We start from the raw sequence: 10,426 nt of genomic DNA, 5'->3' as shown, positions 1-10,426 counted from the left end.
GTGACCTGCGATCACAACTCCAGCCGTTCCCCACGCCAATGCCGCCGCAACCACTGGTCGTGCGAGGCGACGACCACGGCTCCGGGGTACGTCGGGATAGCCTCCTCCAACGCCGTGACCAGTGACAACGACAGATGGTTGTCCGGCTCGTCCAGCAGCAGAACGTCCGGCGGCGCGGCGAGCAGCACCGCCAGCGCGACGCGGCGCTGCTGGCCCAGGCTGAGCTCACCGAGCGGCCGGGACCCGTCCCGCGGATGGACCAGCCCGAAGGTCGACAGCGGCACCTGCTCGGCGAGGTCGTCGCCGAGCAGGTCACGGTAGGCGCGCTCCACCGTCCTGCCCGGACCACGTCCGGCCGGGTCGGGTAGGTCCACCTCCTGCGTCAGGTGCCCCACGCTCACCCCGGCCACGGTCACCGTCCCGGAGGACGGGGCCAGTGCGCCGGCCAGCACCTCCAGCAGCGTCGACTTCCCGGAACCGTTGGGGCCGGTGACCAGCAACTTCTCGTCACCGTTGACGGTCAGTGACGTCCGTGCCAGACGACCGGCGACAGCCACCTCCGACGCGACGAGGACCGGCCCGGTCCGCACCTCGGTGTCCGTGCGCCCCGCGGCGGTCAGTCCGGCGAAGGTGAGCTCCTCCGGGGGTTTACGGACCTGCGACTCCTCCAGTTTCTCCAGCCTGGAACGCGAGTCGTTGACCCGACGCGACACGACCTTCGCGTTCCGGTCGCCGTAGAACTTCTGCGCCATACGGGTCTCGGTCCGGGGCTTGAAGTTCACGTGCCCGACCTGGTGGTTGTCCCGCACCCCGGCACGCAGGCGCTTCAGCTCGGCCTGTTCGTCGCGGTACTGTCGCTCCCACCGCGCCCGGACGTCCTGTCGGGCGGCGAGGTAGTCGGTGTAGTTGCCGGTGTACCGGGTGACTCCGCCGTCCACCCCGACCTGCGAGGGGGCGGGATCCAGGTCGATCAACGAGGACGCCGCGCGGTCGAGGAACGCCCGGTCGTGACTGGCGAACAGTACCGCACCTTTCCAGGTGTTCAGAACACCGGCCAGGTACTGTGTCGCGGCGTCGTCCAGGTGGTTCGTCGGTTCGTCCAGGAGCAGGATGTCCGGACGGTTCAGCAGCAGCCACGCCAGCGACAGCCGTGCCCGTTGGCCGCCGGACAACTCCCCGGTACGGCGGTCCTGCGGCACCGCGGCCAGGCCGAGGCCGGCGAGGGTCGCGGACACCCGGGCATCCGTCTCCCAGACGTCGAGGCGTTCGGCGAGATCCAGGGCGGCGGCGTAGGCGTCGGGATCGTACGGGTCGGCGGCGGCCTCCAGGTCGGCGGCCGCACGACGCTCCGCGGCGACGGCGCTCTCCAGGGCGTCGTGGACGCTCTCGTCGTCCCGGAACGGGGCCTGCTGGTACAGCAACCCGACGCGCGACCGTCCGACGTCCACCGTCCCTGCCGTCGTCGCGCCGACGGGCAGCGACCCGTGCACGGCATGCAGCACGGTGGACTTCCCCGACCCGTTCTCCCCGATCAGGCCGACACGTTGACCAGGCGACACAGTGAAAGAGATATCGGTGAGGACGCGCGTCCCGGCGATCTGGATGGACAGGCCGTCCACGAGGAGCGGGGACACTGCGGCGGCGGAAGGGTGCGTAGACATGGGGAACTCCCTGAGTGGAGAAAAGGTGTGTCCCACCGGGCAGGTGACGACGCCTCGGGCGTGGGACTGTTCAGGGGTTCTACTTCCGCATGGCTCACGAACCTAGCAGCGGGGCGGTCCCTCCGCAAGAGGTCGGGCGGCACGCGCCTCCTGCAGACCGCGGTCACCCCTCGAGGATCCCCTTGATGTTCTGCAGGGTGTCGGTGATCCCGTAGGTGGCGGCGTCGCGACGGTCCGCCTCCTGGGATGCGGCGTCGTCACCGTACTTCTGCCGGAAGTAGGCCTCGCCCTCCCCGGTGAAGGCGGTGAACTCCGTGAGCACCGTGGCGTCCTCCCGACGGTTCACCGGCTCCATCCGGAAGCCCCACCGGGTGCCGCTGGAGGTCACCCGCCAGCTGAACTCCTCACCCGGGAGGGCGGCGGTGACCTCGGAGACCGTGGACCACTCCCGCCCGTCCCGGTGGTTGTGCCCGGTGAACGTGGCGCCGTCACCCCGGTCGTCCGAGTCCCACTCCGCGCGGCGGCACTGGGCGCTCCACTCCCCCGTTCTGGTGACGTCGCTGACCAGGTCGTAGACCTCGGCAGGGGACGCGGCAATGGTGACGGAATCGCTGATCTCGTAGGCCATGGGTCCCAGCGTAGTTCTCCGGCCGACGGCGACGGCACCACGAGCCGGTTTCAGGTGCCGGAATCCCGGAAGTCGTGGCAGCGGATCCCGGATTCTGGCACCCGTTCGCGGCTCTGGTGCGGCTCTGGCGACGGATCGGGCACCATACGTAGGATCTGTGGTCCGCCGTCGGGTCCGAGGACAGGAGAGCGTCCGTGATGCACTACAAGATGATGAACGAGTACACGGTCGACTGGCCGTTCTGGAACGTCTGGGCCACGACGAACGAGCACCCCTCCCTGTGTGCGGAGGAGGACCCTCCCCTCCCGCACCTGCCGGAGGACCTCGCACAGCGCATCCGGCAGTGGGCACGCCAGTTCAACGACCACTTCAGCTGGGAGACCGGCTGGCCGTCCCGCGAGATGGCCCGCGCCCACGAGGAGGAGGGCCGACGGCTGCACGGGCAGGTCGTCGCCGCGTTACCCGACGACATCGTCGACCTCGACTACTGGGAGACCGGCTACACCGCCCCGCCGGCGGCGAACTGACTGCGGTACAGCTCGGTGTAGGCGCCGTCGGCCTCCAGCAGCGCGTCGTGCGATCCCTGCTCCACGATCGACCCGTCGACCATCACCAGGATGCGGTCGGCGTCGCGGATCGTGGACAACCGGTGCGCGATCACGAAGGACGTACGCTGCGCACGGATCGCGTTCATCGCCTTCTGCACCAGCACCTCGGTACGGGTGTCCACAGACGACGTCGCCTCGTCCAGGATCAGGATCTCCGGCTCCGCCAGGAACGCACGCGCGATCGTGATCAGCTGACGCTCACCGGCGGACACCGAGCCGCCGTCCTGGTCGATCACCGTGTCGTAGCCCTGCGGCAACGCGTGCACGAACCGGTCGACGTAGGCGGCCTTCGCCGCGGCGACGACCTCGTCGTCGGTGGCGTCGAGACGGCCGTAACGGATGTTCTCCAGGATCGTGCCGTCGAACAGGACGGCGTCCTGCAGCACCATGCCGGTCCGGGAACGCAGCTCCGCGCGGCCCATCGTGCGCGTGTCCACCCCGTCGACGAGGATCGCACCCGAGGTGACCTCGTAGAACCGCATCACCAGGTTCACCATCGTGGTCTTGCCCGCACCGGTGGGGCCCACGATCGCGATGGTCTGCCCCGGGTCCACCTCCAGGTCGAGGTGCTCGATCAATGGGGCCTGCGGCGAGTACCCGAAGGAGACGTCACGGAACTCGACCCGGCCGCGCCGCGCCGCCGCGACCGGCGCCACCAGCTCCGTCGACGACACCGGCGTCTCCGGGTCGGGGTCCTGCTCCTCGGCGTCCAGGAGCTCGAAGACCCGCTCGGCCGACGCCACACCGGACTGCACCATCGTCATCATGCCGGCCAGCTCACCGAGCGGCTGGTTGAACTCGCGGGAGTACTGGATGAACGCCGTCGCCGCGCCGAGGGACATCTGCCCGTTCGCCACCCGCAAACCACCGAAGACGGCGATGACCACGTAGCTGAGGTAGTTCAGGAACTGCATCAGCGGCATCATCATGCCCGACAGGAACTGGGCTTTCGCGCTGGCCTCGTAGAGCTCCTCGTTGCGCTCGTCGTAGGTCACCGCCATCTCCCCCTGACGGCCGTAGGCCACCACCAGGTCATGGCCGGTGAAGGACTCCTCGACATGGCCGTTGACCTTGCCGGTGTTGGCCCACTGCGCGCCGTACTGCTTCTGCGCGCGCGTGCCGACGATGCCCACGACCACCGCCGTCAACGGCAGGGCCAGCAGCGCGACGACAGCCAACTGCCAGGACACCCGGAACATCATCACGGTCACACCGATGATCATCATCCCCGAGTAGGCGAACTGGCTCAGCGCCTGCTGGAGGGCCTGCTGGACGTTGTCGACGTCGTTGGTCGTGCGTGACAGCAGGTCACCGGTCTGCCGGGAGTCGTAGTAGCTCAACGGCAGCCGGTGGACCTTGCGCTCCACGTCGGTGCGCAGTTCCACGACCACGGCGACGACGATGCGGTTGAGGATGAACCCCTGCGCCCAGTTGAACACCCCGGCGACGAGGTACATCCCCAGCACGATGCCGATCAGCCGGCCGAGTTCGGTGAAGTCGATGCCCGCACCCGGCTCGTCGTTCCACACCGACAGCACCCCGTCGTAGATCACGTCGACGGCGTCGCCGAGGACCTTCGGCGCGTACACGGTCAACACCACGCACACCACCAGCAGGACGAACACCCACGTCAGCGCGATCTTCCGCGGCGCCATCAACGCCACCATCCGCAGTGCGGACGGCCAGAACGCCTTCGCCGAGCGCGGCGCGGACTCGTCGCCCCGGTCGGCGACCTCCGGAGTCTCTGTCATCTCCGTGTCACTCATCGCTGTGCCTCCATCTGCGATTCGACGATCTCCCGGTAGGTCGCGCTGGACCCCAGCAGCTCGTCATGGGTTCCCCGGGCGACGATGCGCCCCTCGTCCAGCACCAGGATCTGGTCGGCCCCACGCACCGTCGACACCCGCTGCGCCACCGTGACCACCGCGGCATCGCGGGTCATCGGGTGCAGCGCAGCGCGCAACGCCGCGTCGGTACGCACGTCCAACGCGGAGAACGAGTCGTCGAAGACGTACACCTTCGGGGCCGCGACCAGCGCACGGGCGATGCACAGACGCTGACGCTGCCCACCGGAGACGTCCGTACCACCCTGGGCGACCGGCGACGCCAGACCGCAGGCGTCACCGTCGCCACGCTCACGGACGAACCCGTCGGCCTGCGCCACGCGCAACGCCTCCCACAGCTCGTCGTCGGTGGCCCCGGTCCGCCCGAAACGCAGGTTGGACGCCACCGTCCCGGAGAACAGGTACGCCTTCTGCGGCACCAGCCCAACGTAGCGGGCCAGGTCCGCCCGCGGCATCGACGCCACCGGCACCCCGTCCACGAACACCTCGCCGGACGTCGGCGCGAACAACCGGGGAATCAGGTTGACCAGCGTGCTCTTACCCGAACCGGTGGCACCGATCACCGCGGTGGTCTGCCCGGGACGCACGGTGAAGCTGATGTCGTGCAGCACCGGGGCGTCCGCACCCGGGTAGGTGAACGACACGTCCCGGAACTCCAGCTCGCCACGCGCCTGCGCCGGGGACACCGGCTCCACCGACGGATCCGCCTCCGGCTCCGTGATGGACGGCTCATGGCCCAGCACGTCCTGGATACGCCCGGCGCACACGATCGCACGCGGCAGCATCATCGCCATGAACGACGCCATCATCACCGCCACCAGGATCTGCAGCAGGTACTGCATGAACGCCGTCAACGACCCGACCTCGATCGCCCCGTCGGCGACCCGGTGGCCGCCGAACCACAGCACCGCCGCCGTCGCGGCATGCAGCACCAGCATGATCACCGGCCCCATCAGCACGAACACCCGGCCGACGCGCTCGGACACCCAGGCCACGGCCTGGTTGGCGTCCTCGAACCGCCTCGTCTCGAACTTCTCGCGGACGAACGCACGGATCACCCTGATCCCGGTGATCTGCTCACGCATCACACCGTTGATCGCGTCGATCCGTTCCTGCATCGACCCGAACAGCGGCACCAGGCGGGCGACCATCACCCCGACCACCACCAGCAGCACCGCGACCGACACCCACACCAGCCACGACAGGCCGGCGTCCTCCCGCAGCGCCATGACGATGCCGCCGACGCACATGATCGGCATGGTCACCATGAAGCTGAGGAACATGACGAACACCATCTGCACCTGCTGCACGTCGTTGGTGCCGCGGGTGATCAGCGTCGGCACACCGAAGGTGCCCATGTCCTGGGAGCTGAACCGGTCCACGCTGCGGTACACGTCGCGACGGATGTCACGCCCCACCGACATCGCCAGACGTGCGGCACACCAGGTCGCCGCGACGGCCGCGATGACCTGCACGAACGCGACGCCGACCATGACGCCGCCGGTCGACCAGATGTAACCGACGTCGCCGAGGGACACGCCCTTGTCGATGATGTCGGCGTTGAGACGGGGCAGGTAGAGCGTCGCGAAGGTGGCGACGGTCTGGAGGACGAGGACTGCGGTCAGCAGCCCCGGATACTGTCGGGCGTAGAAGCCCACGAGCCGGAGTAATTGCACCCGGACAGTCTAGAGACAATACCGCTGACCTGCCAGGAAGCATAGGTTTAGCAGTGCCCGGGACGGGCGTGGGCGGCCGGGTTGTTCTGACCGGGAGCACAGGAGCACGGGGCGGACGGCGAGCACGGGGTGCGCGGCGGATTGAGCCTACAGGTCACGAATCCGGCGATTCGATGACCTGGGCACTCAACCTGCCGGGTGTGCGGTCAGAACAGTCCCGCTTCGTCCAGCACCGCCGCCGAGGCCGACATCCCCAGTCGCGTGGCACCGTCGGCGACCATCGCCTCGGCGGTCTCGAGCGACCGGATCCCGCCGGACGCCTTGATACCCAACCGTCCGCCGACGGTCTCGTGCATCAGCCGCACGGCCTCCACCGACGCCCCGCCGGCAGGATGGAAACCGGTGGAGGTCTTCACGAAGTCCGCGCCGGCCTCCTCGGCACACCGGCAGGCGGCGACGATCTCCGCGTCGTCGAGTGCGGCGGACTCGATGATCACCTTGAGCACCGCCGGTGCCGGGACCTCGGCACGGACGCCCGCGATCTCCCTGGTCAGCTCATCGAGCCGCCCTTCCTTCACCAGGGCGAGATTGATGACCATGTCGACCTCCGCGGCACCGTCCGCCACGGCCCGGGCCGCCTCGGCCGCCTTCACCCCGGGCTTCACCGCGCCCGACGGGAAACCGACCACCGTCGCGACCTGCACACCCGTGGGTGCGGCCACCGGCAGCTGGGACGGCGACACGCAGATCGCGTAGACCCCCAGCTCGCCGGCCTCCGCGGCGAGTGCAGCCACGTCGGCGGACGTGGCCTGCGGCGTGAGCAGTGTGTGGTCGATCAGGCGGGCGAGTTCGGTGCGCTGCATGGTCTGCAGCCTACCGGCCGGGCCCCGCCCCCTGTCCCCCTAATCTCACAAGGTTCCCCGCTTCTGCCGAATCCTTGTGAGATTAGAGGGTGCCTAAATTAACAATCCGCAGGTCGCGACCGATCGGCGGTGGGGGTGCCGGGAGCATTCCCCGCGTGCTTTGGGGCAGCGCACGGGGCGCGGCTACCGTTATGGTTTCACCACTGTCGTCCTCTGAGAGTCCTCCCGTCACGCCCATGGCCACCAGTTCCCGCCCGTCCATCGTCCTCACCGCCCCGGGTGGCGCACCCCCTGCACCCGGGATCACGCGGACTCCTTTGCCGCCTCGAGCCGCCGAGCCCGCCGAGCCCGCCGAGCCCGCCGAGCCTGCCGAGCCCGCCGAGCCCATCGTGCTCGCCGCTCCGACCGGCCCGCCGCCGGCACCGGGCAACGCCGCCGGGGGGTCGGCGACGGTGGAGTCCGACCTCGGCACCACGGTGGCCCCGGAACCTGACGTCGAACAGGAACCCGACCAGGCCCCCGAGCCCGTCCGCGAGCCTGCCCCCGCACCGGCAGCCGCCCCTGCGCCTGCACCCGCACCGGCAGCCGCCCCCACACCGGCCCGGGCAGCGACGATCACACCACCGCCGGCCCCGGCGCCGTCCACCCCGGTCCTGAAGCCGGGACGTATCCGGCGCGTCCCCGGGCTCGACGGCCTGCGCGGCATCGCCGTGCTGGCCGTGGTGGTGTACCACTTCTTCGGCGACGTGCTCCCGGGCGGTTTCCTCGGGGTGAACGTGTTCTTCGTCCTCTCCGGGTTCCTCATCACCTCCCTGCTGGTGCGTGAGATCGGTGCGACTGGCCGTATCAACCTCAAGGAGTTCTGGCGGCGGCGTGCCCGACGGATCCTGCCGGCGGCCGTCACGGTCCTGCTGGTCTCCACGGCGGTGGCGGGGGTCATCGGCGGGGACGTGACGGTGGCGCTGGTGCCGCAGTTCCTCGGGTCGCTGTTCTCGGTGAACAACTGGGTGCAGATCGCCCAGTCGAACAGCTATTTCGCCGACACCACGCCGCAGATCTTCATGCACTACTGGTCCCTGGCGATCGAGGAGCAGTTCTACGTCCTGTGGCCGTTGCTGCTGCTGGCGTGCCTGTGGTTCGCGCGGCAGGTGCGCCGTCGGAACCGCATCGGACGCACGGCGGGGCCGTTCCGTGTCGCGACGGTCGTGGCCACGGGGTTGGGTGTCGCGTCCCTGGTGGCGATGATCGTGCTGCACGATCCGGACACCGACCCGTCCCGGGTGTACTTCGGGACGGACACCCACGCCTTCGGCATGCTCGCCGGCGTGGTCCTGGCGCTGGTGGCGACGTCGGCCGGGGCGTCATCCGCGGATTCCTGGCCGGCGTTCTCCCCCGTGGGTGCGTCGCGCCGGTCCGCGGCCCTGGCGTGGGTCGGCGGGACGGTGGCCCTGGTGGCGTTGGCCGTCATGTTCCTCACGTTGCCCGACACCGACCCGCTGACCTACCGCGGCGGGTTGTTCCTGGCCTCGCTGCTGTCCGTGGCGCTGATCGCCACGTCGCTCAGGGAGGCGGGGCCGGTGGCGGGGCTGCTGCGGTGGCGTCCGCTGCGCTGGTTCGGGGAGCGGTCCTTCAGCCTGTACCTGTGGCACTGGCCGGTGGTCGTCTTCGCCCGGGCGCTGATGCAGGAGCCAGGGTCGGACGTCCCGGACTGGGCCGTCGGCCTCGTCGCGACGGTGGTGAGCCTGGTGCTCAGCGAGGCGTCCTACCGGTGGGTGGAGACGCCGCTGCGCCGTCACGGCTACCGCCGGACGCTGCAGTCGCTGGGAACCACGAAGCTGCTGGCGGTCCCGGGCGCGGTCCTGGTGGTCACCCTGTTCGCGGGCTCCGCCCTGGGGCAGAGCCCGGAGAAGTCGGAGCTGGAGCTCCAGCTCGAGGAGATGGCCGCCCTGCAGGACGACGCCGCCGCCCGGCAGGACGATGCCCCTGCCCCGGGTGCGGCCGCACCCGGCCTGCCGTCCGGCGACGAGATCACCGCAGTCGGCGACTCGGTGATGCTGGCGTCCACCCTGGCCCTGCAGCAGCGGTTCCCGGGGATCAGCATCGACGCCGAGACGTCCCGCCACTACACCGGGGGCGAGGAGCCGATCGGCGCGATGGCGGCGAACGGGACGCTGGGCGAGTACGTGGTGCTGGGATTCGGCACGAACGGCCAGGCTTTCGAGGGGCAGCTCGACCGGATCGTCGAGACCATCGGCCCAGGCCACAAGATCATCCTGGTGGTGCCCTACGGCTACGTGGAGGGGATCGCCCCCGCCGCGCAGCAGGCACTCGACTACGCCGCGGCCCACCCGGACGTCTACCTGGCACCGTGGTGCCAGTTGGCGCTGGAGCACCCGGACGCCCTGATCGGCGACGGCGTCCACCCCAACGACATCGGCCAGGGCTACTACGCCGACGCCGTGGAGGACGGCCTGCGGCAGGCCGCCGCGGGCAAGAAGGACCCCTCGATCAGCTGCGCGCTGTAGCCGAGAGGCGGTCGCGGACGACGGCGAACCCCTCGGCCCAGGCCAGCAGGTCCCGCAGGAGCCCGGCGAAGGGGGCCGTGGAGGTCTCCTGCGGGGCGAACACGCCGTCCTCCACGTCGGTGAAGATCGAGAACGCGGCGATGTCGCGGACCGTCGCCGCGCGGAAGTTGGCGAACACCGACCGCCATGCCTCGACGGCGCGCACACCTTTGTCGGCGCCGTAGGAGACGAAGGCGACCGGCTTGTGGGCGAACTCGGAGCCGACGAAGTCGATCGCGTTCTTCAGCGGGCCGGGCACGCTGTGGTTGTACTCCGGGGTGACCACGATGTAGCCGTCGAACGGTTCCAGCGCCGCGCCCCAGGCCTTGGTGTGCTCGTTGGCGTAGCGGTGCGCACCGCCGGGGATCTCCTCGTCGAGGACGGGGAGGTTGTAGTCGGCGAAGTCGATGACCGTGCTGTCGACGTCGGCGGCGTCGAGCTGCTCCTTGACCCAGGCGACGACCTGGGGGTTGAAGGCGCCGGGACGGGTGGATCCTGCGATGATGCCGATGCTGGTCATGGTTGTGCTCCTTGGGGGATGGTGGAGTCAGCGATTATATTGCCAGCCCGACGATACCATAG

At 69.7% G+C, this 10,426-nt stretch carries 8 protein-coding genes; 2 read left to right on the top strand and 6 right to left on the bottom strand.

Annotated features, from left to right (window positions below; all coding sequences use genetic code 11):
- Nucleotides 1-11 precede the first annotated feature (11 nt).
- Both MUN33_RS01880 and MUN33_RS01875 read right to left on the bottom strand, forming a co-directional pair.
- Nucleotides 12-1,661, bottom strand: coding sequence for an ABC-F family ATP-binding cassette domain-containing protein (locus tag MUN33_RS01880; protein WP_244803218.1), 1,650 nt, complete (start codon nt 1,659-1,661; stop codon nt 12-14).
- Nucleotides 1,662-1,824: 163 nt separating this feature from the next.
- Nucleotides 1,825-2,289, bottom strand: coding sequence for an SRPBCC family protein (locus tag MUN33_RS01875; protein ID WP_244803217.1), 465 nt, complete (start codon nt 2,287-2,289; stop codon nt 1,825-1,827).
- Between the two features lie 197 nt (nt 2,290-2,486).
- On the opposite strand from MUN33_RS01875, the gene MUN33_RS01870 reads away from it, so the two are divergent.
- Nucleotides 2,487-2,816 (top strand): immunity protein CdiI family protein, encoded by a 330-nt coding sequence (locus MUN33_RS01870; protein ID WP_500790165.1) that lies wholly within the window; start codon nt 2,487-2,489, stop codon nt 2,814-2,816.
- Here the strand turns inward: MUN33_RS01870 and MUN33_RS01865 are convergent.
- The 3 genes from MUN33_RS01865 to deoC form a co-directional block, all read right to left on the bottom strand.
- Complete coding sequence (locus tag MUN33_RS01865; RefSeq protein WP_305037367.1) at nt 2,789-4,663, bottom strand: ABC transporter ATP-binding protein; 1,875 nt, start codon at nt 4,661-4,663, stop codon at nt 2,789-2,791. The two genes, MUN33_RS01870 and MUN33_RS01865, sit on opposite strands and share 28 nt — an antisense overlap.
- A complete protein-coding gene (locus tag MUN33_RS01860; RefSeq protein WP_244803215.1) occupies nt 4,660-6,417 on the bottom strand; it encodes an ABC transporter ATP-binding protein in 1,758 nt (585 codons plus the stop codon). The genes MUN33_RS01865 and MUN33_RS01860 overlap by 4 nt, the downstream gene beginning before the upstream one ends.
- 206 nt (nt 6,418-6,623) lie before the next feature.
- Complete coding sequence (gene deoC / locus MUN33_RS01855; RefSeq protein ID WP_244803214.1) at nt 6,624-7,280, bottom strand: deoxyribose-phosphate aldolase; 657 nt, start codon at nt 7,278-7,280, stop codon at nt 6,624-6,626.
- A 236-nt stretch (nt 7,281-7,516) separates the two neighbouring features.
- On the opposite strand from deoC, the gene MUN33_RS01850 reads away from it, so the two are divergent.
- Nucleotides 7,517-9,805 (top strand): acyltransferase family protein, encoded by a 2,289-nt coding sequence (locus MUN33_RS01850; protein WP_244803213.1) that lies wholly within the window; start codon nt 7,517-7,519, stop codon nt 9,803-9,805.
- Here the strand turns inward: MUN33_RS01850 and MUN33_RS01845 are convergent.
- Nucleotides 9,789-10,364 carry an NADPH-dependent FMN reductase gene (locus MUN33_RS01845; protein WP_244803212.1) on the bottom strand — a complete coding sequence of 192 codons (576 nt, stop codon included), beginning with the start codon at nt 10,362-10,364 and terminating at the stop codon, nt 9,789-9,791. The two genes, MUN33_RS01850 and MUN33_RS01845, sit on opposite strands and share 17 nt — an antisense overlap.
- Nucleotides 10,365-10,426 lie beyond the last annotated feature (62 nt).

Origin of the sequence: Corynebacterium kalidii (genome assembly GCF_022869005.1) — a bacterium.
GTDB classification, from domain to species: domain Bacteria; phylum Actinomycetota; class Actinomycetes; order Mycobacteriales; family Mycobacteriaceae; genus Corynebacterium; species Corynebacterium kalidii.
This window is presented reverse-complemented; position numbering and strand designations above follow the sequence as displayed.

What these genes read in the sequence shown, in the direction of transcription:
- MUN33_RS01880 (WP_244803218.1), bottom strand. Translation starts at nt 1,661, where the DNA reads ATGTCTACGCACCCTTCCGCCGCCGCAGTGTCCCCGCTCCTCGTGGAC.
- MUN33_RS01875 (WP_244803217.1), bottom strand. Translation starts at nt 2,289, where the DNA reads ATGGCCTACGAGATCAGCGATTCCGTCACCATTGCCGCGTCCCCTGCC.
- MUN33_RS01870 (WP_500790165.1), top strand. Translation starts at nt 2,487, where the DNA reads ATGCACTACAAGATGATGAACGAGTACACGGTCGACTGGCCGTTCTGG.
- MUN33_RS01865 (WP_305037367.1), bottom strand. Translation starts at nt 4,663, where the DNA reads ATGAGTGACACGGAGATGACAGAGACTCCGGAGGTCGCCGACCGGGGC.
- deoC (WP_244803214.1), bottom strand. Translation starts at nt 7,280, where the DNA reads ATGCAGCGCACCGAACTCGCCCGCCTGATCGACCACACACTGCTCACG.
- MUN33_RS01850 (WP_244803213.1), top strand. Translation starts at nt 7,517, where the DNA reads ATGGCCACCAGTTCCCGCCCGTCCATCGTCCTCACCGCCCCGGGTGGC.
- MUN33_RS01845 (WP_244803212.1), bottom strand. Translation starts at nt 10,364, where the DNA reads ATGACCAGCATCGGCATCATCGCAGGATCCACCCGTCCCGGCGCCTTC.